This is a genomic window from Parasphingorhabdus sp., from assembly GCF_048269915.1.
GTDB lineage: Bacteria > Pseudomonadota > Alphaproteobacteria > Sphingomonadales > Sphingomonadaceae > Parasphingorhabdus.
Genome location: NZ_JBLWTY010000002.1, coordinates 159040 through 180391 on the forward strand (window position 1 = coordinate 159040; position 21352 = coordinate 180391).

At 55.1% G+C, this 21352-nt stretch carries 22 protein-coding genes and 1 other RNA gene; 10 read left to right on the forward strand and 13 right to left on the reverse strand.

The genetic code is table 11. The features are described from left to right. Window positions 1-14 precede the first annotated feature (14 nt). Window positions 15-293, forward strand: coding sequence for an ETC complex I subunit (locus tag ACN0WX_RS05765; RefSeq protein ID WP_417621356.1), 279 nt, complete (start codon window positions 15-17; stop codon window positions 291-293). A gap of 35 nt (window positions 294-328) precedes the next feature. Here the strand turns inward: ACN0WX_RS05765 and ACN0WX_RS05770 are convergent, their stop codons facing one another. Genes ACN0WX_RS05770 through ACN0WX_RS05785 form a run of 4 tightly spaced genes read right to left on the reverse strand, consistent with a single transcriptional unit; the run spans window position 329 to window position 2960 of the window. Beyond that, window positions 329-853: an NUDIX hydrolase gene (locus tag ACN0WX_RS05770; protein WP_417621357.1), complete on the reverse strand. Its 525-nt coding sequence runs from the start codon at window positions 851-853 to the stop codon at window positions 329-331. Beyond that, complete coding sequence (locus ACN0WX_RS05775; protein ID WP_417621358.1) at window positions 850-1527, reverse strand: TPM domain-containing protein; 678 nt, start codon at window positions 1525-1527, stop codon at window positions 850-852. The genes ACN0WX_RS05770 and ACN0WX_RS05775 overlap by 4 nt, the downstream gene beginning before the upstream one ends. Next, a complete protein-coding gene (locus ACN0WX_RS05780; RefSeq protein WP_417621857.1) occupies window positions 1527-2360 on the reverse strand; it encodes a TPM domain-containing protein in 834 nt (277 codons plus the stop codon). The genes ACN0WX_RS05775 and ACN0WX_RS05780 overlap by 1 nt, the downstream gene beginning before the upstream one ends. Before the next feature lie 9 nt (window positions 2361-2369). Next, window positions 2370-2960, reverse strand: a complete 591-nt coding sequence (locus ACN0WX_RS05785) for a LemA family protein (protein ID WP_417621359.1) — start codon at window positions 2958-2960, stop codon at window positions 2370-2372. A 144-nt stretch (window positions 2961-3104) separates the two neighbouring features. On the opposite strand from ACN0WX_RS05785, the gene mscL reads away from it, so the two are divergent. The 4 genes from mscL (at window position 3105) to ssrA (ending at window position 4924) form a co-directional block, all read left to right on the forward strand. After that, window positions 3105-3530 carry a large conductance mechanosensitive channel protein MscL gene (mscL, locus tag ACN0WX_RS05790; protein ID WP_417621360.1) on the forward strand — a complete coding sequence of 142 codons (426 nt, stop codon included), beginning with the start codon at window positions 3105-3107 and terminating at the stop codon, window positions 3528-3530. Window positions 3531-3806: 276 nt separating this feature from the next. After that, window positions 3807-4037 (forward strand): hypothetical protein, encoded by a 231-nt coding sequence (locus ACN0WX_RS05795; RefSeq protein ID WP_417621361.1) that lies wholly within the window; start codon window positions 3807-3809, stop codon window positions 4035-4037. Between the two features lie 160 nt (window positions 4038-4197). Next, window positions 4198-4464, forward strand: a complete 267-nt coding sequence (locus tag ACN0WX_RS05800; RefSeq protein ID WP_417621362.1) for a hypothetical protein — start codon at window positions 4198-4200, stop codon at window positions 4462-4464. Between the two features lie 69 nt (window positions 4465-4533). Further along, window positions 4534-4924, forward strand: a transfer-messenger RNA (tmRNA) gene (gene ssrA, locus ACN0WX_RS05805). Between the two features lie 76 nt (window positions 4925-5000). Here ssrA and ACN0WX_RS05810 read toward each other — a convergent pair. From ACN0WX_RS05810 to ACN0WX_RS05825, 4 genes are all read right to left on the reverse strand, one after another. Next, the gene (locus tag ACN0WX_RS05810) at window positions 5001-5231 is read right to left on the reverse strand and encodes a hypothetical protein (RefSeq protein ID WP_417621363.1); all 231 of its coding nucleotides are present in this window, start codon (window positions 5229-5231) and stop codon (window positions 5001-5003) included. Window positions 5232-5331: 100 nt separating this feature from the next. Then, entirely contained in the window at window positions 5332-6594 is a 1263-nt protein-coding gene (locus ACN0WX_RS05815) for an N-succinylarginine dihydrolase (protein ID WP_417621364.1), read from the reverse strand. After that, a complete protein-coding gene (locus tag ACN0WX_RS05820) occupies window positions 6591-7601 on the reverse strand; it encodes an arginine N-succinyltransferase (RefSeq protein WP_417621365.1) in 1011 nt (336 codons plus the stop codon). Before ACN0WX_RS05820 ends, ACN0WX_RS05815 begins: the two co-directional genes overlap by 4 nt. Further along, window positions 7598-8806, reverse strand: a complete 1209-nt coding sequence (locus tag ACN0WX_RS05825; protein WP_417621366.1) for a hydrolase — start codon at window positions 8804-8806, stop codon at window positions 7598-7600. The genes ACN0WX_RS05820 and ACN0WX_RS05825 overlap by 4 nt, the downstream gene beginning before the upstream one ends. A 457-nt stretch (window positions 8807-9263) precedes the next feature. On the opposite strand from ACN0WX_RS05825, the gene ACN0WX_RS05830 reads away from it, so the two are divergent. Continuing rightward, window positions 9264-11369: a malate synthase G gene (locus ACN0WX_RS05830; protein WP_417621367.1), complete on the forward strand. Its 2106-nt coding sequence runs from the start codon at window positions 9264-9266 to the stop codon at window positions 11367-11369. Here ACN0WX_RS05830 and rsmA read toward each other — a convergent pair. From rsmA to ACN0WX_RS05850, 4 genes are all read right to left on the reverse strand, one after another. Continuing rightward, window positions 11366-12157: a 16S rRNA (adenine(1518)-N(6)/adenine(1519)-N(6))-dimethyltransferase RsmA gene (rsmA, locus tag ACN0WX_RS05835; RefSeq protein ID WP_417621368.1), complete on the reverse strand. Its 792-nt coding sequence runs from the start codon at window positions 12155-12157 to the stop codon at window positions 11366-11368. The genes ACN0WX_RS05830 and rsmA overlap by 4 nt on opposite strands. Before the next feature lie 32 nt (window positions 12158-12189). After that, a complete protein-coding gene (pdxA, locus tag ACN0WX_RS05840) occupies window positions 12190-13197 on the reverse strand; it encodes a 4-hydroxythreonine-4-phosphate dehydrogenase PdxA (protein WP_417621369.1) in 1008 nt (335 codons plus the stop codon). After that, window positions 13197-14561: a foldase protein PrsA gene (locus ACN0WX_RS05845; RefSeq protein ID WP_417621370.1), complete on the reverse strand. Its 1365-nt coding sequence runs from the start codon at window positions 14559-14561 to the stop codon at window positions 13197-13199. The genes pdxA and ACN0WX_RS05845 overlap by 1 nt, the downstream gene beginning before the upstream one ends. 98 nt (window positions 14562-14659) lie before the next feature. Beyond that, window positions 14660-16813 (reverse strand): LPS-assembly protein LptD, encoded by a 2154-nt coding sequence (locus ACN0WX_RS05850; RefSeq protein ID WP_417621371.1) that lies wholly within the window; start codon window positions 16811-16813, stop codon window positions 14660-14662. A gap of 326 nt (window positions 16814-17139) precedes the next feature. Here ACN0WX_RS05850 and ACN0WX_RS05855 point away from each other — a divergent pair, with 326 nt between their 5' ends. The 4 genes from ACN0WX_RS05855 (at window position 17140) to ndk (ending at window position 20217) form a co-directional block, all read left to right on the forward strand. Further along, window positions 17140-18597: a leucyl aminopeptidase gene (locus tag ACN0WX_RS05855; RefSeq protein ID WP_417621372.1), complete on the forward strand. Its 1458-nt coding sequence runs from the start codon at window positions 17140-17142 to the stop codon at window positions 18595-18597. Between the two features lie 71 nt (window positions 18598-18668). Beyond that, complete coding sequence (locus ACN0WX_RS05860) at window positions 18669-19106, forward strand: DNA polymerase III subunit chi (RefSeq protein WP_417621373.1); 438 nt, start codon at window positions 18669-18671, stop codon at window positions 19104-19106. Between the two features lie 96 nt (window positions 19107-19202). Beyond that, complete coding sequence (locus tag ACN0WX_RS05865; protein WP_417621374.1) at window positions 19203-19709, forward strand: hypothetical protein; 507 nt, start codon at window positions 19203-19205, stop codon at window positions 19707-19709. A gap of 85 nt (window positions 19710-19794) precedes the next feature. Continuing rightward, the gene (gene ndk / locus ACN0WX_RS05870; RefSeq protein WP_417621375.1) at window positions 19795-20217 is read left to right on the forward strand and encodes a nucleoside-diphosphate kinase; all 423 of its coding nucleotides are present in this window, start codon (window positions 19795-19797) and stop codon (window positions 20215-20217) included. Window positions 20218-20411: 194 nt separating this feature from the next. Here ndk and ACN0WX_RS05875 read toward each other — a convergent pair whose 3' ends face one another. Then, on the reverse strand, window positions 20412-21350 hold the full coding sequence (locus tag ACN0WX_RS05875) for an alpha/beta hydrolase (RefSeq protein WP_417621376.1): 939 nt from the start codon (window positions 21348-21350) through the stop codon (window positions 20412-20414). Between the last annotated feature and the right edge of the window lie 2 nt (window positions 21351-21352).

A 21352-nucleotide genomic window follows, 5' to 3' on the forward strand; every position in this document is an offset into this window, starting at 1 on the left:
GACAGGAACAGACCATGGCCGCACGAATTTATCAAATCCCGAGAAATGCCATGCAATCGGGCAGGGCGCTAACCGACAAATGGGTGCTGGAATTTGAACCGGCAGAAGCTCGTAAACCCGATCCGTTGACTGGTTGGGCAGGGTCCGGTGATACGCAGCGCCAGGTGAAGCTGACTTTTCCATCCTGTGAGGCGGCAAAAGCCTATGCCGAGAAATACGGGATCATATTCTTGGTCGTCGCAACGCCGGAAAAGAAACTCAAGATTCAAGCCTATGCGGATAATTTTCGCTAATCTATTCTCCTGCTTCAGCAGAGCTGGAGCATTTGCTAGTGGGCCGGAAAAAACAGCAATAGTTTGACGTCTATTCCTACACCTTTACGGCGTTTCTGCTCGATAAAATTGGCTAGTTCCGGCAATGCAACGCGGTGAACAGTGATGTTTTCCCCATCCACGCCGCCGCCTTCACTAACTTTTGTCAAGCCGCCGGCTTTGAAAAACGAAAAACTCTCCGACACCATTCCCGGCGAAGAATAATATTCGCCGCAATCTTTCATGGTTTCGGCGCGATAGCCGGTCTCTTCTTCCAGTTCGCGGATCGCTGCCAGCGACGCATCTTCATCGCCATTATGATCATGATCGCCAACCAGCCCGGCGGGGAGCTCCAGACAGTTTTTGCCGAGAGGGACACGATATTGCTCGACCAGCAGGACATGCCCTTCGTCGATCGCGAGAATAACCGCAGCCTTGATACCACGACTGCGCGAAACATATTCCCACTTGCCTTCGCGTTTGGCGGTGATGAACCGACCTTCCCACATGATTTCAATATCTGCGTCGTCAGCGGCGCTCAAAGTTCGATCAGCCTGTCGGGCAATTCATTTGGATTCTGGTCTGTTTTGGGGAATTGTGCGGCCAGAACGATGCCCATTTTTCGAACCGCTTCAGCCATGCCTTCTCCCGGTTGTCCCCCGCGCACCAGATCAATCAGGGCAACCATTGCGTCGCCCCATACCGTGGGTTCCACTTTTTCGACAATCGCTTCATCGGCAACAATCTCCGCGCGATGTTCGCGCATCGAAAGATAGAGCAATATCCCGGTGCGCCCGACCGTGCGATGGTCGGTCGAAACCCGGAACAAGGATATCGCCCGCCTGCGCACACGCGCTTTTTTGATTGGCGGTGGAATGAGGATGAAGAGCAAAGGCTTCCAGATCAGGACCAGCCGTGTTCCGAAAAATTTTAGCGCGGTAAAAACAAACAGCGCCCAATAGGGGAGGGCGGTGATACCGCTCCAGCCGCCAGCCAGCCAGTCGATGATGCCGAGATAGAGTTCCGGGAACAGGCTGACCAACAGCAATGCGGTCAATGCGACCAGCCCGGATATAGCCCAGGCGATATCGCCATAATGATCGGATTCCCCCGTCACGATGGTGACGATTTCGCCATCCGTGGTTTTTTCCGCCAGCGACACTGCGGATGTGACGATCTTGTGATCGTCCGGAGTAAATTGGTTCACTTTTCCCATTACCAGCCCCCCGATGCGCCGCCGCCACCGAAGCTGCCACCGCCGCCACCGAAGCTGCCACCGCCGCCACCGAAGCCGCCGCCAAAGCTGCCGCCTCCAAAACCTCCGCCCCTGCTACCACCGCCGAAACCGGAGCCTCCCCAGATAATCACCGGACCGGCTCCACCGCGATAGCGGCGACCTTTGCGGCTTGAGAACATCGGGATGATGACAAAGAATACCAGAATGACCAGCCAGAAGATCATGAGGCCAATATTCTCGCCACCGTCCTCGTTTGATCGCTGGCCCGCATCCTGAGCGATCAGCCGCGCCTCGTCTTCCGGAAGCGTCAATTGGGTCGAAATCCGGTTCACACCGGCAATAATGCCGCTCGCCATATTGTTGTTGCGGAACTCGGGCAGGATATCGTTCTGGATGATGATGCTCGACAGGGCGTCGGTCATAATGCCTTCAAGTCCGTAGCCCACTTCAATCCGCACCTTGCGTTCGTTGGGGGCGACCAGCAGGATCAGGCCATTGTCCTTCTCGGTCTCCCCTTCGCCGTCTTGGCCAATGCCCCATGTGCGCCCGAGCTGATAGCCGTAGCTTTCGATATCATAGCCCTCGAGGCTGTTTACCGTCGCTACGACAAGCTGGCGATTGGATTGGGTTTCCAGCGCGGCAAGCCTCGCTGTGAGTTCGGCTTCCTGCGCAGGATCAAGTAAATCCGCCTGATCGACAACCCGGCCGGAAAGTTCCGGGAAATTTTGGGCCAATGCCGGATTGATCGCCGCCAGTGAAGCGACGATCAATATTAGCAGAAATGCTTTTAGCGGTTTGCGGACCAGGGCCATCATTGCTGATTAGAATTTCACTTCAGGTGCTTCTTCCGCGCCTTCTGTTGTAGCCTGAAATGGCTCCATCGGTTCCGCACCATGAATGATTTTCGCGCCGATAATATCAGGGAAGGTGCGGATCGTTGTATTATATTCGCGGACCGCTTCATTATAATCGCGCCGGGCGACATTGATGCGGTTTTCCGTGCCTTCCAGCTGGCTTTGCAGGGCCAGGAAATTCTGGTTGGATTTGAGATCCGGATAAGCTTCGACGGTTGCCATCAGGCGGCCAAGCCCCTGTGAGAGTGCGCCTTGGGCTGCTGCAAATTCCTGAACCTTTGCGGCATCGCCAAGATCATCGGCACTGAGCTGAATGGAAGTTGCTTTTGCCCGGGCTTCAACCACGGCAGTTAGTGTGTCTTGCTCTTGCGCGGCAAAGCCTTTCACGGTTTCTACCAGATTCGGGATGAGATCGGCGCGGCGCTGATAGGTGCTTTCGACGTCAGCCCATTTTGCTTTCGCATTTTCTTCTGCCGTTGGCACGCTGTTGATTCCGCAGGCGCTCAGAGACAGCGCCAAAGCCGGAATCATCAGAAATTTGGTCAATTTATTCAGCATATTTGAAATCCCTCCGTCCACACGGCCATTGGCCGCACCATGTTGTAAAAATAGGTATCAATAGTCGCTTTTGCAACAACTTCACTCGACAATTTTTGATTTTTCATACATTTACACACCGTTAAATATGGGAAGGGAGTTAATATGTTTAGTGAATTTAAAGAATTTATTCTGAAGGGGAATGTACTCGATCTGGCTGTTGCAGTAATTATCGGCGCAGCATTTGCGACGATTACCACATCATTGACCGAAGATGTGATCATGCCGATTGTCAGTGCAATAATCGGTGTTCCGGATTTCTCGGGAATGTTCATTCTCTTGGGTTCGCCGCCTGCCGATTATGCTGGCGCGATGACCGACTATGCAGCACTGAAAGAAGCGGGCGTACCGATGCTTGGTTGGGGTCAGTTTCTGACCGTTGTGATCAACTTCGTCATTCTTGCTTTCATCATTTTCATGATCGTCCGTTACGCCAATAAGGTGATGAAGAAAGCGGAAGAGGAAGCTGAAGATACAGGACCAAGCGAAATTGACCTGTTGACAGAAATTCGCGACAGCCTGAAAAAATAGCAATTTGAGACAGCTGATTTCGCCCCTTTTGAAGCGTGATTTACCCGGCGTAAAACATGCTTTTCAAAAGGGGCGATTTCTTTTGTTCCCAAAGCTTCTGCTGATCCCGGCAGAGTCGGCGAAAATAGCGCGCAAAACTGAATATTAATTCAAATATTTCAATAAGATAATTAAAATCTTCATTTTTCGAGATACATTCGTATTTTTCGCTCCTATAGGCCCGCTCAGCTGGTTTGATTCTCAGCTGATTTGAATGACTATAGGGGACTAATTATTATGCGTAAATTCGCTGTTTTGGCTGCATCGGCAGCCGTATTCGCTTTGAGTGCTTGCAATGCTCCAGCTGAAGACGCTGCGGTAACCGACGAAGCTGCAACCGAAGAAGTTGCACCTGCTGAAGATGCCATGGCTACTGAAGAAGTTGCTCCTGCGACTGAAGAAGCAACCGCTGAAGCTGCTCCTGCAGAAGAAGCTGCTGCACCTGCAGAAGAAGCAGTTGCTGAGTAAGCTTATACTATCTGAAATTCCCTTTGGGGAACTAGAGGAGGGTCAACCAGGAAACTGGTTGGCCCTTTTTTTTTATATTCTCGGGAACCGATTGATTGTCGAGGCGTTGGCCTCCCCGGAGGAGCTTTTTTTCGCTCCTTCAAAACAATGAGGGATTATTATGCGTAAATTGATGATTTTGACCGCGTCTTCAGCTGCTTTGGCACTGAGTGCCTGTGCGCAGGAAGATACCAGCGGCGCCGAAACGGAGACCGAACTGCAGGCGCAGGAAGCCGAAATGGAAGCTGACCGTCTGGATGAAGCTGCAGATGCAGCTCCGACCGAAGCGGGCGAAGAGATGCTGGAAGACAAAGCTGAGGCGATGGAAGACAAGGCTGATGCCCTGGAAGACAAAGCTGACGAAGAAGAAGGCCTTCTCGCCCAGTAATACCGATTTCCCTTCGGGGAACTAGAGGAGGGTCAACCGGGAGACCGGTTGGCCCTTTTTCTTGTCTGTCCACTGTTCATTCAGGAATATATCCCTATATAGGGTCTGTCTGCTTCGGCGGACTATGGTGATAAATTATGGTGTGTAATAGACACTACGGACCCGGGGGCAGTACCCGGCGGCTCCACCATTTGAGGCGATTTGCAGGGATGCGAGACGCCTTGGTTGATGGGGCCGAACTAGGATCGACGGGTGTTCAAAAGCTTCATTTTTACCCGGCCTGAGTATGCCGTGATTGCTCAAAACCTATAAGTGCAAACGATAACGAAGCACTCGCTATTGCTGCCTAACCCATTGACCTCACGGTCATAAGTTAGAAAGCTACGCGCGGTTGAACCCACCGGGCAACAGAAGGGAATTCAGCGGTTTGGAAGGCGCCGGGCAACAGAAGCCTTCCACTATTTCCGCCCATATTGATGAATCGCTGCGGAATTGCCCGCGCTATCTATCCGATTGAAGGTCGGCAGCTCGGAACATTAATAGTCGGAACCGAAATCCCGGTGCAGTTCGATCGCCTCGATCATTTTGGCGCCGGCCATGAATACCGCTCCGGTTGTAGCCAGAAACAATAATTTTCCACCCCAGCCGGGATATTGAGCCAAATAGGCCTGGCCGCGTGCAACCGCACCGGTGGCGAGAGCATAGGTGATTAAAAACGCCTCAAACTTGGTCTTGATGATGAATAGCCGTTTTATCTTTTTCCACATGATATTTTCGTAGCAAACGTCATGCCAACCGCAGAAATGCAACGTTTGCTGGAATTATATATGGTAAACTGTAAGTTAACCCGACAGTATGAACGGGGGACTAGCGGTCCAGTTCGTTCAACCCGCAAGCGTCCAGCAACCGGGATCGTGCGGTTCGGATGTCATTGACCAATGCAGGATTGGACAGCTCGCCCGGGTTGATCGCTTCGGGCCAATATTCAGAAATGACGCGGGTCAGACGTTCCAGTTTTTCCGGCGTAGCCATGAATCTCTGGTCAACGGTTTCCGGATTGGCCACGACACGCAGCCGCAGACAGGCCGGTCCGCCGCCATTTGCCATGGATTGCCGGACATCAACCGGGCAAAGTTTTCGGATCGGCCCGTTACCAGCGACCAGATTCTGCAAATAGGTCCATACCGGCTGATTCTCTCTTGCTTCCGTGGGCAGGACAAGCGCCATTCCTGCATCTTTCGGCAATGTCACCAATTGTGCGTTGAACAGATAGGATTGGATCGCGTCGTCCAGGCTGACCTGATCGGCGGGGACAATTATAATATCCGCCTCCGGCAATTTGTTCCGGATTTCGCCGTAGAGCGCTTCAGGTTGTTCAAAGGCCTGTTCATGGGTGAATAAAACCTGCTCGTTGGCCACCGCAACGACATCATTGTGGAACGCGCCGGCTGCAATGGCGATTTCGGCCTGTTGCGCGAAGATCGTGCGTTCCGCGTTCAGGCGATGTTTGCGGGCCACTGCTTTGCTCGCCTCGATATGCTGCCGCGCAGGGAAGGGGCCGCCGCTTTTGCCAAAGACGAATATCTCGATACCAGGCGCATCGTGGCTGGGACACAACCGCATATGATTTGCGGCTCCTTCGTCGCCAAAGGGCGAGGGAATGGGGACGTGCACTGAAAAATGATCGCGATCCGCAAAAGCCAATTTTAGTTGGGCCAGAGTCCCCGGCCATTCGTGGCTACGGTGCGGCATCGTTTGCAGATTGGCGACGGTGAGATGGCATTTGTCGTCCGCGGTATCCGGTGCCGGAGAAATGGTTGCGGCGTTGGCGGCCCACATTGAGGATGCAGAGAAAGCCGCCGCCCGGATATGCGGTTCGGCACCTGCAACCCCTGTCCCCAGCATTTCCAGCCAGCCTTCATTCGGTCGATCCAGCGGCATGAAAAAGCCCTGCGCGATACCCAGGTCAAGATTATGCTGCATCTTGGCAATGCCCTGGCGAGCCGCTTCGCGCGGATAAGCGGTTTCTCCCGCATTGGTGGCTGAGGCAATATTGCCGAGACTCAACCCCGCATAATTATGGCTGGGGCCGATAATGCCGTCGAAATTGATTTCAACCGGCGTATTCATCGCGGGATGTACCGGATCGTGTCGCCCACACTCAGGCCCAGGTTGTCCGCGGCCTGTTGGTCAATTGTCACGCCGTCCCCGCTCTTGGTGATCATCGCATAAGTGGCCTGAAAATCCTGGAGCGAGCCGCTCGATATGATTGCTTTGACCTCGCCTTCCTTGATCGCGGTAATGGTTCCGGATTTCGAATCGCGGATGCTGGTGACGTCGTTGGTTCTCGCGACCATGGTCGGGCCGCCGTCAAATATGTCGACATAGCCGTCATAGGAGAAATTCTCGTTCTCCAGCATACGCATGGCGGCGCGGCCGCTGGTATGTGGTACTCCGATTGCAGCGCGGGCGGATTCGCTCAGCATGGCAGTATATATCGGGTGTTTGGGCATAAGGTCGGCGATGAACTGGTTGCCGTGAATGGCGTTAAAATAATCGGCTTCCTGAAAGCTCATGCCAAAGAAACGCCCGGCCAGACCGTCCCAGAAGGGTGATCCGCCGGCTTCGTCAATAACGCCGCGAAGTTCGGCGAATATCTTGTCGCCAAAGCGATCACGATGTTCCTTGATGAACAGATAACGGCTGCGGGCCAGCAACATGCCAAGGCCACCGGCGCGTTCGCCAGGATGGAGGAACAGGCCGCCGACTTCGCTCGCCCCTTCCAGGTCGGTGACGAGACTGAGCATTTGTGCACTGAACGTCCGGTCCAGTTCCTTGCTGGTTTGCGACAGGGTGCTCAGGCGATAGGAATAGAAGGGCCAGGTCTGTCCGACCTTGGTGAACAGTTGCGAGGTGCCGCGCACCGCGCCGGTTTCGATATTTTCCAATACCATGACAAACAGGTCATCACCATGCTCGTTCGCATCACTTTGATAGGCACGTTCGGATCGTTCCAGCTTTTGGAGCAAAGAGTTCCGATCTGCTGGCAGATTGGTAAACCCCCCACCCGTCAGTTTCGCCATTTCGTATAGATGCTGCAAATCATCGATGCGTGCCGCGCGTATCCGGAAACTCATAATCCTCCTTTTTCGGCGATCCGCATGATCGTGAGCGCCGATAATTGTGTCCGTTCGACCAGACTTTCTGTAATTAAATATTCGTCGGAGCTGTGGATTGCTCCGCCTCTGACGCCCATCGTATCCACGACCGGGATACCGCAGGCCGCGATATTATTGCCGTCGCATACGCCGCCGGTGCCGCGCCAGTTGATATCGAGGCCCAGTTCTGCGCCGCATTGCTTCACAAGGCCAAATAGTTTTTGCGCCTGCGGATCAATCGGTTTGGGCGGGCGGCCAAAGCCGCCATGGCAATGGACGCCGAGATCATGCGTTTTCGCTATGTCTGCAACCATCTGGTCCAGCGCCTTTTGAGCCGCAGCCTGATCTTCCAGCGTCTTCGGCCGAAAATTGACGCGCAGGATGGCGTGATCCGGAACAGCATTATTCGGCCCACCACCGTCGATCTTCGCCGGGTTTACGCTCAGCCCCTCGCGGTGCAGCGCTTTAAGCCGCACAGCCATGTCGGCCGCCGCGACCAGCGCATTGCGCCCTTCTTCGGGATTGCGTCCGGCATGCGCGCTCTTGCCGGTAAAGATGATCGAGAAATTGCCGCTGCCCCCGCGCTCGCCGGCGAGCGTGCCGTCGGGCAGGGCAGGTTCGTAGGTGAGGGCGGCCGTCTTGCCCTCGGCCAGTCGCCTGATCAGCGATGCCGATGATCCGGAGCCCACTTCCTCGTCGCTGTTGATCATCACATCATAGCCGATCCGGTTGGCATATCCGCTTTGCTCGAGCAATTGCAGTGCGCCGAGCATGACCGACAGCCCGCCTTTCATGTCGGCAAGACCCGGGCCGTTCAATATGCCGCTTTCTAGCTCGACGATCTGCTGAAACGGGTGGTCCGCCGCAAACACGGTGTCCATATGACCGGTCAGCAGCAGGCGTACCCGCGCTTCCGGCCGCACCGAAGTGACCAGATGCCGGCCGCGCTGGATCTGATCAACCGAACCATCCGCGCGCACCGCCTCGACCGGTTCGGGATCGATCAGGCTGGTCTCTCCCGGCAAAACCGAAAAGGCATCTGCCAGCATTTCTGCGACGGTTGCCAGACCGTCGAGATTATTGGTGCCGCTGTTGACCTTCGCCCATTCAAGCGTGCGCGGCAAAAGCGGCAGGTCGCTCGCCCTTTCCAGTATTGCTTTTTGGGAGGAGGAATCTGCTTTCATTTGAAACCGATAGCATTTGTCGTCATCCGATGTCACCCGCTCTGTTGAGGGAAAAGCGCTGTCCTACACCGATGCTAGCCATTATTGTCCCAATCTTGGTCCGCTAGCCGACACAGGCCCGATTTCCCAAAGGAGTATAGCATATGTACCAGAGAAATATCCGCGCTGAACCGTCCTTTTTCGAGAATAGGGCAAGCGGGATAAAGGCGATGGAATTTCAGGATGTTTTCTACGATTCTTTGTAAATACACGCAGGAGGAGCGAATATTTTCATAACAGTGTAAAGTTTGTAAAGTTCGTCTCCGGGAAGAGACTTTTTCGCTATCCCATTTACCCCTCCCATTTACAGGGGGAAAAAGAGCCGCCATAGACGGCTGCGATTCCTCCCCGGAACATTTTGAACGTCTATAGTGTACGCTGTACGCTCCGGATAAATGCATTTGAACGAGGAAGATTTATGTCCGAATATGTCAGCCAGAACAATATCCAGATCGCGCAAGAACTGTTTGATTTTGTCAATGACCGTGCCTTGCCGGGAACCGGGGTGGACGGGGCAAAATTCTGGGCGGGATTTGCCGAACTGCTTAGCAAATTCGCGCCGCGTAACGCCGAACTGCTGGCCAAGCGGGAGAAGCTGCAAGCGCAGATTGACGCCTGGCATATCGCTCACAAGGGTAAGCCGATTGATCAGGCTGAATATCAGGAATTTCTGAAAAGTATCGGCTATCTGGTTGATGAACCAGGAGCTTTTTCCATCACTACGGAAAATGTCGATCCCGAAATCGCGACCATGGCTGGACCACAATTGGTGGTCCCGTCGCTCAATGATCGTTTCGTCCTGAACGCAGCCAACGCACGGTGGGGCAGCCTTTACGATGCCTTTTACGGCACCGATGCATTGGACGCACCAGCGGCCAAACCCGGTGGCTATGATCCCGAGCGAGGGGCACATGTCATCAAGGCGGCAAAAGCGTTTCTTGACGAAGCCTTTCCGCTCTCAGTTGGCAAATGGGCAGACTATGCAGGCGGTGAGCTGTCGTTGGCAGATCCCGCGCAATTGGTCGGACGGAACGGAGATTCGTTCCTGCTCAAACATAATGGCCTGCACGCAGAAGTTGTCGTCGACGCCGACCATCCGATTGGTGCAGATGATCCGGCCCATATTGCGGATGTGTTGCTCGAAGCGGCGCTGACCACGATTATCGATATGGAAGATTCGGTTGCCGCCGTGGATGCCGAGGACAAGGTGCTGGCCTATAGCAACTGGCTTGGTCTGATGCGCGGTGATCTCGACGCATCCTTCGAAAAAGGCGGCAAGACCGTCGAACGCAAGGCCAATCCGGATCGCGACTATGCCGATCTGGGCGGCAAGGCTTTCACGCTGCCGGGCCGCAGCCTGATGTTTGTCCGCAATGTCGGGCATCTGATGAGCAACCCCGCGGTTCTGCTCGCCGATGGATCAGAAGCGCCGGAAGGTTTGCTCGACGGGGTTTTTACCAGTCTGATTTCCATGCACGATCTCAAGGGATTGGGTGAACTGCGCAACAGTCGCGCCGGTTCCATCTATATCGTCAAACCAAAGATGCACGGGCCGGAAGAATGCGCTTTCACCAATGATCTGTTTGACGCGGTGGAAGATTTGCTGGGCCTCGATCGCCACACCATCAAAGTCGGCGTAATGGATGAAGAGCGCCGGACTTCCGCCAATCTCGCCGCTTGCATCCACGCAGTGAAGGACCGGGTCGTGTTCATCAACACCGGCTTTCTCGACCGGACTGGCGACGAAATCCACACCTCGATGCAGGCCGGCGCGATGCTGGCCAAGGGCGATATCAAGACAAGCGACTGGATCACTGCCTATGAGCAGCGCAACGTGGCCATCGGTCTCGCCTGCGGCATGTCGGGCAAGGCGCAGATCGGCAAGGGCATGTGGGCCGCGCCCGACATGATGGCCGACATGATGGAGCAGAAAATCGGCCATCCGATGACCGGCGCCAACACCGCCTGGGTGCCCAGCCCGACAGCGGCGACGCTGCATGCGATCCATTATCACCGGGTCAATGTTTTCGACCGGCAGAAAGAGGTCGCGGCGGACGGAATCGCGTCGCTCGACAAATTGCTGACCATTCCTCTGGCCGATGGCCACAACTGGTCGGATGCCGAAATCGAGCATGAGCTGGATAACAATGCGCAGGGCATATTGGGCTATGTGGTCCGCTGGATCGATCAGGGGATCGGCTGTTCCAAGGTTCCGGACATCAATGATGTCGGCCTGATGGAAGACCGTGCGACACTGCGGATTTCCTCGCAGCATATGGCCAACTGGATGCTGCACGGTGTCTGTTCACCTGAGCAGGTCGATGCCGCCTTGTTGCGCATGGCGGCCAAGGTTGACGGGCAGAATGCGGGCGATCCGCTCTACCGGCCCATGGCCCCCAATCCGGATGCCAGCCTGGCTTTCCAGGCGGCGCGCGATCTGGTGTTCAAGGGTGTCGAGCAGCCAAGCGGCTATACCGAACCGCTGCTGCATGCCTATCGGCGAAAGCTGAAGGCTGCGGGCTAGGAGAGCAGTCGGGCGACCGCGACAAATTCGGAGACAGATACTGTTTCGGGCCGGCGTGCGCTGTCAATACCCGCCTGTTCCAGCGCTTCGAGTGCGCCCGGCAGATTTTTCAGGCTTTGCCGCAGCATTTTGCGTCTTTGGCTGAAGGCGGCTTGTGTCAAATGTTCCAGCTTGGCGGGATCGACGCCCTCGGGCTGGGCCTCGGGAACAAGGTGGACCACCGCCGACATAACCTTCGGCGGGGGTGTGAAGGCCGACCGGTGGACGGTCATTGCCAGCTTCGCCGTGCACCGCCACTGCGCCAATATGGAGAGACGGCCATAGGCACTGGAACCTGGCTGGGCGACGATCCGTTCGGCCACTTCGCGCTGAAACATCAGGGTCAGCGATTGCCATTGGGGCGGCCATTGGGGTGCAGATAACCACCGGACGAGCAGCGCTGAGCCGATATTATAGGGAAGATTGGACAGGATATGAAATGGGCGGTCAAAAAGACTGCTGGGATCAATGGCAAGTGCATCGTCATTGATAATCTTGAGCTTTTCCGGAAAATATGCGGACAATTCCGTCAAGGCCGGCAAGCAGCGCTCGTCGCGTTCCACGGCCGTCACGAGTGCGCCCGCCTGCAGCAATGCGCGGGTCAGTCCGCCAGGGCCCGGACCGACTTCGAACACGGGCTGACCATCAAGCTCCCCCGGAATTGCGGCGATTTTGTCGAGCAACTGCATGTCGAACAGAAAGTTTTGCCCCAGCGCCTTGCTGGCGGAGAGGCCGTGTTTCTTGATCACCTCCCTTAGTGGGGGAAGGGCAATTGGCTGTTTCAATGGTCGTAATTCTGTCGATTGGCAACGGCCGTGGCGGCCATTTGGATAGCGGCAATCATCGATCGTGGATCGGCAATGCCCTGTCCCGCGATATTGAAAGCGGTTCCGTGATCCGGCGAAGTCCGGACGATTGGCAAACCCAGGGTGATATTGACCCCGTCGAAAAAATGAAGGGTTTTGAGGGGGATCAATGCCTGGTCATGATAAGGGCACAGCGCGACATCATATTTGACCCGCGCTTCCTCGTGGAACATCGTATCCGCCGGCAACGGATCGGTAATATCCATGCCTTGCTGACGCAGTTCATCAATCGCTGGTTGCATGATCCGCTGCTCTTCGTCGCCAAGATTGCCGTTCTCACCAGCATGTGGATTGAGACCCGATACAGCGATCCGGGGCTTTTCTATCCCGAAATTCCGGATCATCGCTTTCTCTGCAGCGCGTGCGCGAGCAATGATGAGTCGTCCGGTCAATTGCGCCGGGACGTCCTTGAGCGCGATGTGGGTCGTCATTGGCACCACCCGCAATGTGGGTCCTGCCAACATCATCACGGCATTTTCTCTCGCTATGCCGCAGCGTTCCGAAACAAATTCTGTTTGCCCGGGATAACGAAAACCAACCTTGTACAGCTGTGATTTGGAAACCGGCGCGGTGATGATCGCTCCAGCATCGCCCGAACGGGCCAGTCCACAGGCAATTTCCAGGGCGTGCAGCGAACATTGGGCACCGTCCATAGTCGCTTCTCCGGGAACGGCGGCAGCGGCTTCATGAATGTGAAACACGGGCAAAGCTTTGTCAAATGTCTCCTCGACTTGGGACGGCTGTTCGATTTTCTGCGTCGGAACATCCACGAGATTCTCGAAGTCGGCGAAATTTCCGACAGCAAAAAAAGGCTTCAGGCCAGCCTCGACGCGCCGTTTCCAGCTCTTTCCGATAATTTCCGGCCCGACGCCAGCGGGATCACCGCAGGATACGGCAAAAGGCTTGGCGGTCCAATCGGGCATCAATTATATTCGATGATCGCGTCGCGTCTCAGATCGCGCAGATAAATTTGCGCTCGTTTGTTGACACGATCATTTTCCAACCGGGACATGATGGCGTCGAACGATGGCGCTGATGCGGTCTGCGGATCATCTCGCCCACACAGGATCAGAACGCGGACACCATCTTCTACAGATCCGAAAGGCTGGCTTGCCTGGCCGATTTGCAATTCGCCTATGGTTCCCTGCAGAGGACCAGGCAGGTCGCGCAATCTAACCTGATCATTGTCAACCACGCTGGCACCCAACTGAGCGGCAACCTCATTGGCTGCTCCGCAGCCTTTGATAGATTGCGTTGCCTGGGCGAATTTTGCGGCTTGCGCGGACGCCTGTGCTTCGGAAATACCTTGCGGGAATGTTATCGCCAGTTGCTTGAGGCTGAGCAGGGCGTTTCGGGGATCCGCCGTAAGCACTTGCCGGGAGTCAATTAGATAAAGGATAGAAAATCCGCCCGGAACTTCGATCGGACCAACCACTTGTCCGACCTGCATCTGCTCCGCTGCATCGGCAAGGGTTTGTGGCAATTGAGCCGGACGTACCCAACCCAGGTCACCGCCCGTTGCGGCGGTTGATGCCTCTGAAAACTGCCGTGCATAAGCGACAAAGGAACCGCCCGCACGAATCTGGTCGAGTATCTTGCGCATATTTTCAGCAACTTGCGCGGCGGTTTCCTGCGAGGCGGACATATAGATTTCGCCGATACGATATTCGCTGGTGCCCTTGGAGGCGTTTAAACGTTCGATGATTGCGTTTACCTCTTCGTCGCCGACATTTATAAATGGCTGGATATTGCGGCGAAGCAGACGGCTCCACGCCAATTCGCCTTTGATCTGGCGTTTTAGCGTATCGGTGGAGGATCCTTGCGATCGCAGATATTGATCGAACGCGTTGATGTCCTGTTTGAAATTTTGCTGTGCGACCTGACGGAAAGTGGCTTCGACCTCCTCATCCGCAATGGTGATTTCGTTGGCCTCCGCTTCCTGAATCTGCAGCGTTTCATCGATGAGGTTTCTCAAAATCTGAAGCCGCAGGCGTTGTCGTTCTTCATCCGAAACTTCGCCGCCATTGGCTGCGATAATCAGCGCAAGTCGATGGCCGACATCTGTTCCGGTGATAATGTCCCCGTTTACAATCGCCGTTGCCCGGCGAATGTTTGGGTCATTTTTGCCGAAAATTGTCAATTCGTCGGGAATATTCAGTCCGGTTTGTGGCAGCGATGTGTCTGCAACCGTTTGGCTTGCCGAGGGCGATGCACCTGCAACGGCAAGGGCAGCGACAAAAACAGCTTTGGTTTTGAAGCCCCGTATGTTCATGATCGATAAATTCATTTCTTGTTTCTTCTCAACTACAAAGAGTGTCATTTGTGCCGCAGATAACAAATATCTGCTGAACCCAATATGAGCGCGCTAACCCGTTTGAAGGTTCTCTACACGCCCAAATTGCGCAAGGCCAGCCGGAACAGAAAAGTACTTCCGCGTCGCGCGTCTCCGGTATTTTCATAATCATAGCGCCAAGTCACGCCCATCGAAAGACAGCCGTCATCATAGGCAACACCCAGGCGGTGTCTTACCGGATCATAGCCGTCGGCCACCGAAATGGGGTCTTCGCTACGATCGGTCAGATCAATGATCGCGGAGCCAAAAACGGACCAATGTCCATCAATCTGGTAGCGCCCCCCAACGCGTATTTCTTCGCGGTCTCGAAGATCTTCAAGCTGTGGCCCGATATTACGATCAAGCCGCAGATAGCCGACTTGGGCGTAGGTCCCTTTCGAGCCGACAGTTGCATCGATTTCGTTGCGCCTTACTCCGAGGTTATCTTTGTCCAGCCGGAAACGGTGAGTGAATTTAACAATGTCCTTGAACCGAACATTGGTGCGGCCAACGATATCGGAAAAACGATCAGACAGGCCGGTCCCTTCGGGGACGATATTGCTGTTATTTTCCAGCCGATAACTTTGGCCGACTATCATGTTGACTTGCAGATTGGGTCGATTGACTTCCCATTCCATCCCATAAGTTGCCCGGACATTATCCTCATACCGATCGTAGCCGGGGAAACGATTGAGCGCGAAAAGATTGCTGTCTTCCAAGTCCACTGCGCGTGCATCTTCATTGGGAACCGAAAGATTGGCCAGGGCTGGTGTCGCGACAACCTGAAAGCGCGGAGTGATCGTCTGGGTGCCGCCAAAGGCCTCGCCGATCAGCGGCCACTTTACATCTATTGCGGCTGTTGCGATTGCGCGCGTTTCCCAACCGCTTTGACCGCGATAAATTGCCGTTTCATTGAGCGCATTGTCGTCGCTATGATAAACATCGCCTCGAATCAAACCTGTGAAGGTTATTTCTTGTCCCCAGTCGGTGAGCTTTCGCAAATCCCAGCGGGCCGATCCAAAAGCGCGTTGCGTATCCTGTCCTTCTGTGCGTTCTATCGCCAGGCTATTTGCTTGCACTTCGATCCGGCCGCCCAGAACGGGTTCATTAAACCGTTTGCGATAATCTATTACCGGCAGCGCCACGGGAACGCGGTTTTGCGGGTCGTTTACCCGCAATGTCTGGAATGCCCACCCGGCGAGAGAAAAATAGCTACTGTCGCTAATCCGCTCAACGTTGATCGTGGACCGAAGGCTATCATCGTCACTAATATCATAACGCCTCAGGAAAGTGCGGTCGGATACGATGCGCGCTGATTGGGAAATGGTCCATTTGTCATCAAGCCGAAACCGACCGCTTGTTGCAAAATAGCCGCGAAAATCTTGCTCGGAATTGGGTAATGCCACAGATGCGCCTGTCGGAATACGGGAGCTATAAGTGGCATATCCCGTCAGCTGGAAGGCGCCTTTTTGATCAAGGCTGCGGACTGTACTGCTGATCAATGGTGCAACATCTGTAAACACCTGCGCGGTAACCGTAGCGTCCAAATTGGGTGCAATGTTGAAATAATAGGGAATGGTCAGGCCGATGCCGTTGACTGTATCAAATTTGATGTCGGGAACCAGAATACCACTGCGGTTCTCATCGCTAATCGGATGGGATAGGCCAGGTAAGGGTATGACTGGCAAGCCAAAAATCTCGATCCGTGCTCCTTTATATTTTACGCGCTTTTTGACCGGGTCGTAAAATACTTTCACGGCTTTGATCTGCCAACTGGGATTTTTGGGGCATCCTTCGTCGGTTGTGACTGCGCAAGCGGTGTAAGCCGCATTCGCGAGTGCGAGGGACCCATCAGCAAAACGTTCGCTTTTGCGCGCCGCCAGTCGACTGCCATCTTCCAGAACAAGCAGCAGATTTTCAACAGCGCCATCGCGCAGGCTATCGGTCAATTCGATACGATCGCCGTAAGCCACGTCGCCGTCGGGACTGATTGAACGGATATGGCCTTCTGCCACAACGGCACCGGTCTTCCGATTCCACACAACCTGATCTGCTCGCAGCATATATCCATCGCGATCGAGAATGACGTTGCCTTCGGCGGTTACGACGTCGTTCTCAAAATCATAGTCGATGCTGTCCGCACTAAATTCGATTTCATCATTCTGCGGATCGGGAGCAACGGCGCTGTCCCCGTGCGATTGACCCATTGCGGATGCCGGCGTTAAGGCCGCCGAGAAAAGAGTAATAAAGGCGAGTGAAGATTTCATCGACTGGCTTAACCTGCTTTGAGTCCCACTTTGAACAATGTCGGATTTGGCGCTGCCCGCCTTCCCAACGCCTATTGCACCAGATCGCGAAGTCTGCAAATTTTCTTTGACAGATTTTGATGAACAGATGCTTGACCCAAAAACCAAGACCGTGCAGCAACTCTCGATCATGATAAACGTCGGTCCACTCATGGATGAGTCGGGTCGACGAGTGGACTATTGAGGCAATTCACTCCTCAGAACAGCAAAATAAGGACGGTTTTCCGATGAATTTCAACTTTGCCAACGAGCGGCCTGCGGATGCTGATGCAATCATATTTGCGATTAGCAACGACGGTCTGACTAATTTTGAACTTTCCCTGGAGCAAGCTGATACCGTGAAGTCGGCGGCAAAAGCGGCACGGTTTGAAGGGAAGCTCGGCGAAGTTTTTGAAACCTTTGTGACTGAAAAAACCAAGGTCCTTCGAGTAATCCTGACTGGGCTGGGCAAAGGCAAGACGCTAGATATCGAGTCTGCAGGGGGGTCCGCTATCGCTAAAATTCTGACGTCCGGCACCAAGCATGCGATCATTGATCCATCGGGTCTCGACGAGGAGGATTTGGCATATCTTCTTTTTGGCGCAAAACTGCGTAGTTGGCGGCATGATAAATATCGCACTACGATGCCGGAGAAACAGAAGGTCACGCTCGACACGATCACCGTGGCTGATCAGCATATCGCGACCGCAAAAGCGTGGCAGGACCTGTCCGCGGTGGCCGATGGTGTGGCGCTAACCCGCGAACTGGTCGCGGAGCCGGCCAATGCTATCTATCCCGAGAGCTTTGTCGCCCGCTGCGAGGAACTGAAAGCTCTTGGCGTTGAGTTCACAGTGCTGGGCTGGGATGAAATGGAGAAACTCGGCATGGGCGCACTGTTGGGCGTCTCGCAAGGTTCCGCGCGTCCGCCGCGGCTGCTGGCGATGCGCTGGGACGGGACCAATAGCGCGCAGAAGACGCCGCTGGCTCTGGTCGGGAAGGGCGTAACCTTCGACACCGGCGGAATTTCACTGAAACCCGGCGCCGGCATGGAAGAAATGAAATGGGATATGGGCGGCGCGGGAGCGGTTGCCGGTACCATGAAAGCGCTCGCCGGTCGCAAGGCAAAGGTCCACGTCGTGGGGGTTTGCGGGCTGGTTGAAAATATGCCGGATGGCAAGGCGCAGCGCCCCGGTGACGTTGTCACCAGCATGAATGGCCAGACCATCGAGGTGATCAACACCGATGCCGAGGGGCGGCTGGTTCTGTGCGATGCGATGCACTGGACACAGGAGACGTTCAAGCCGGACGTGCTAATCGATCTGGCGACCCTGACCGGCGCGATGATCATCTCGCTGGGCAATGAATATGCCGGCTGTTTCAGTAATGACGATGATCTCGCCGAAGACCTGATCGATGCCGGGAAAGACTCCGGTGATCCGGTCTGGCAGCTGCCGATCGGACCGGCCTATGACAAGCTGATCAACTCGCCGATTGCCGATATGAAAAACGTCGGACCCCGCGGTGCCGGTTCGATTACGGCGGCGCAGTTTCTCAAGCGTTTCGTCAAGGATGGCGTGAAATGGGCGCATCTTGATATTGCCGGGATGGTATGGGCCGACAAGCCCGGCCCGGTCTGGGAAAAAGGCGCGACCGGCTATGGCGTGCGCCTGCTCAATCAATATGTTGCCGACCATTTCGAAGATTGATCGCGTCCCGGCTATTTGGCCGCTGCTGACAGGAAGGCGGCAAGGGTTGCAAAAGTTGCGAAGGTTGCGCGGTGCGTGTTGATTTTTACCATCTGACGCGCGATCCGGCGGAAAAGCTGGTGCCGATGCTGGCCGGCAAGTCTCTGGAAGTTGGCAAAAGGGTGCTTCTGGTAGCGCAGGACGAGAGCCGTTGTGCAGCCTTGGGGAAGGCCTTGTGGAGCGATGACCCGGCCAGCTTCCTCGCCCATGACTTTGCTGGATCAGAGCGACAGACAGATCAGCCGATCCTGATCTCGGACCAGTGCGACGCGGCCAACAGCGCGCCCTATGTCATCCTGTCGGATGGCCGGTGGCGGGACGAGGCGCTGGCCTTCGAGCGCGCCTTCTTCCTCTTCACCGCTGACCAGATTGATCAGGCCCGCACCGCCTGGCGCGCCCTGTCCGCCCGAGAGGATGTCACGCCGCGTTACTGGAAGCAGGACGGCGGACGCTGGGTCGAGGGCCCCTGAACCGGACCGGCCGCTGCGCCGGCCAGAATTTGCGCTGGCGCAGGTTGTCGGTTATAGCAGGGAAACCGGTCGCGCCCATATTCCGGAGCCTTTTCCATGACAAAATATCTCATCCTGCCCCTGATTCTCGTGACCGCTGCCTGTGGCAGCAATGACGGCGAGCGCGCCTCCGGTTCGTTCGACGATGGCGATGGCGGCAAGGGCAGCTATTCGGTTCGCGGTGACGAGGAGAATAGCGAGACGATCATCAAGACCGATGACGCCGAAGTCCGCATCGCCACCGGTGACAAGGCCGTCAGCGATCTGCCCTTCGGCATCCGCCTCTATCCGGATGCCGAGGTCCAGACCAGCATGTCGGGCATGGGCGAGGGCAAAACCGGAGCGATGGTCGTTTTCAAGACCAAAGACAGCGCTGATGAAGTAATAGATTTCTATCGCAAGCAGTTGAAATCAAGGGATATAGATGTAACGACTGAAATAAAGTCCGGCGATATGCAGATGATCGGCGGTGAGCGGAAAAATGGCGAGGGGGTCCATGTTTCGGTGACCAAATCCTCCGGCGGCGATGTCACGGCGACGATCATGGCCGGTGGAGACAACTAGACACGCATCGAAAACTTGCCATGGTGCAGCGCAGCGGCTAAGGGCGGCGCAAATCTCGTTTATCCCTACATTATGGAGCATTATCATGGCCGTGACACGGACATTTTCGATCATTAAACCCGACGCCACCCGCCGCAATATTACTGGTGCGGTCACCAAAATGCTGGAAGACGCCGGCCTGCGCGTTGTCGCTTCCAAGCGTATCCACATGACCAAGGAACAGGCCGAAGGCTTTTACGCGGTCCACAAGGAACGCCCCTTTTTCGGTGAACTCGTCGACTTCATGACCAGCGGCCCCTGTGTCGTCCAGGTGCTTGAGGGCGAAAATGCGATGCAGGCCAACCGCGACATCATGGGCGCGACCAATCCTGCCGACGCCGCGCCCGGCACGATCCGTAAGGAACTGGCAGAAAGCCTCGAAGCGAACACGGTCCACGGCAGCGACAGCGAAGAAAATGCCGCGATCGAAATCGCCTATTTCTTTAACGAAGACGAAATCGTTGGCTAGGCTTTTCGCTTATAGTTAGCTTATTCAAGCGCCCGGTTGCAGATATGCGACCGGGCGTTTTTTTTTGGTATAAAGCTTCGGGTTGGAATGTCGGAGTAGATTTTACGCCTTCAATGACCGCTTAAGGTTCAGATACAGGGTGGATGTAGCAGCGATGACACTGCATTCAGAACCGGAAGTATAACAGCAAAACGCTAGGGATTCTGCCTGATCCATGAGCCCATTCGGGCAATTATTTCCTGCCCTTTCGGGATCGCACCGCCGAACAGCACAAATCCATGGATCGTCCCTTCTACAATCAGGAGGGTAGATTGGCCACCGGCTGCATTGATCAGGTCACTGTACAGGACCGCCTCATCGACCAGAGGGTCAAGTTCGGCAGCGATCAAGAGCGTTGGTGGCAATTTACGCAGCATTGCCGGGGTGGCGAGAACAGGAGAAAGTTGCCAAATTTCGCCCTTTGCCCGATCCGCGATATATTCGCATTCCGCCCGTAGAATCGCTTCCTTGGTGAGAAAAAATTCTCCGTCGCCATATTTGTCGCGGGAACCGAAATTGGCGGAACGGCTTGCGGACGTGACTGGATAAACCAAAATCTGTTTCCAGATCACATGCGAGGTTTTTAGGCACAATGCTGCCGCGAGATTTCCACCTGCGCTATCTCCTGCCACTATAATGCGATCGGGATCTCCGCCAATCTCGACGCCATGTTGCACGAGCCAGTCCAGCGCTGCCTCGCAATCCAGCAATGCTGCGGGGTGGACATTTTCGGGGGCCAGGCGATAATCGACATCGACGATAATCGCGCCCGTTGCTTCACAATTGGCACGGCAGATACGATCATATACATGGCCGCTGCCCAAGGCCCATCCACCACCATGAATATGGAGCATGACGGGGACCGTGGCTTTCGCGCCAACCGGACGATAGATGCGCAGGGGGACAGGTCCGTTGGGACCATTGATCTTCACATCTTCAACCGAACCGACCTCAATGGGTTGTGGTCCGTAATTTTCAGCCATGAAGCGGAGCGCTGCGCGACGATCTTCAATGGTCTCGTCCGGCATTTCGGCCAGATCAATCTCCATGCGTTTGAGTAGCGCGCCTGTTGCCTCATCAATCTGCTGCCCCATGG

Coding starts and splice junctions, on each gene's coding strand:
- ACN0WX_RS05830 (WP_417621367.1), top strand. CDS start 9,264: ATGTCCGAATATGTCAGCCAGAACAATATCCAGATCGCGCAAGAACTG.
- ACN0WX_RS05810 (WP_417621363.1), bottom strand. CDS start 5,231: ATGTGGAAAAAGATAAAACGGCTATTCATCATCAAGACCAAGTTTGAG.
- ACN0WX_RS05795 (WP_417621361.1), top strand. CDS start 3,807: ATGCGTAAATTCGCTGTTTTGGCTGCATCGGCAGCCGTATTCGCTTTG.
- ACN0WX_RS05785 (WP_417621359.1), bottom strand. CDS start 2,960: ATGCTGAATAAATTGACCAAATTTCTGATGATTCCGGCTTTGGCGCTG.
- ACN0WX_RS05850 (WP_417621371.1), bottom strand. CDS start 16,813: ATGGGTCAATCGCACGGGGACAGCGCCGTTGCTCCCGATCCGCAGAAT.
- ACN0WX_RS05780 (WP_417621857.1), bottom strand. CDS start 2,360: ATGGCCCTGGTCCGCAAACCGCTAAAAGCATTTCTGCTAATATTGATC.
- ACN0WX_RS05865 (WP_417621374.1), top strand. CDS start 19,203: ATGACAAAATATCTCATCCTGCCCCTGATTCTCGTGACCGCTGCCTGT.
- ACN0WX_RS05765 (WP_417621356.1), top strand. CDS start 15: ATGGCCGCACGAATTTATCAAATCCCGAGAAATGCCATGCAATCGGGC.
- ACN0WX_RS05845 (WP_417621370.1), bottom strand. CDS start 14,561: ATGAATTTATCGATCATGAACATACGGGGCTTCAAAACCAAAGCTGTT.
- ACN0WX_RS05775 (WP_417621358.1), bottom strand. CDS start 1,527: ATGGGAAAAGTGAACCAATTTACTCCGGACGATCACAAGATCGTCACA.
- ACN0WX_RS05815 (WP_417621364.1), bottom strand. CDS start 6,594: ATGAATACGCCGGTTGAAATCAATTTCGACGGCATTATCGGCCCCAGC.
- ACN0WX_RS05825 (WP_417621366.1), bottom strand. CDS start 8,806: ATGAAAGCAGATTCCTCCTCCCAAAAAGCAATACTGGAAAGGGCGAGC.
- ACN0WX_RS05820 (WP_417621365.1), bottom strand. CDS start 7,601: ATGAGTTTCCGGATACGCGCGGCACGCATCGATGATTTGCAGCATCTA.
- ndk (WP_417621375.1), top strand. CDS start 19,795: ATGGCCGTGACACGGACATTTTCGATCATTAAACCCGACGCCACCCGC.
- pdxA (WP_417621369.1), bottom strand. CDS start 13,197: ATGCCCGATTGGACCGCCAAGCCTTTTGCCGTATCCTGCGGTGATCCC.
- ACN0WX_RS05800 (WP_417621362.1), top strand. CDS start 4,198: ATGCGTAAATTGATGATTTTGACCGCGTCTTCAGCTGCTTTGGCACTG.
- ACN0WX_RS05855 (WP_417621372.1), top strand. CDS start 17,140: ATGAATTTCAACTTTGCCAACGAGCGGCCTGCGGATGCTGATGCAATC.
- mscL (WP_417621360.1), top strand. CDS start 3,105: ATGTTTAGTGAATTTAAAGAATTTATTCTGAAGGGGAATGTACTCGAT.
- ACN0WX_RS05875 (WP_417621376.1), bottom strand. CDS start 21,350: ATGGGGCAGCAGATTGATGAGGCAACAGGCGCGCTACTCAAACGCATG.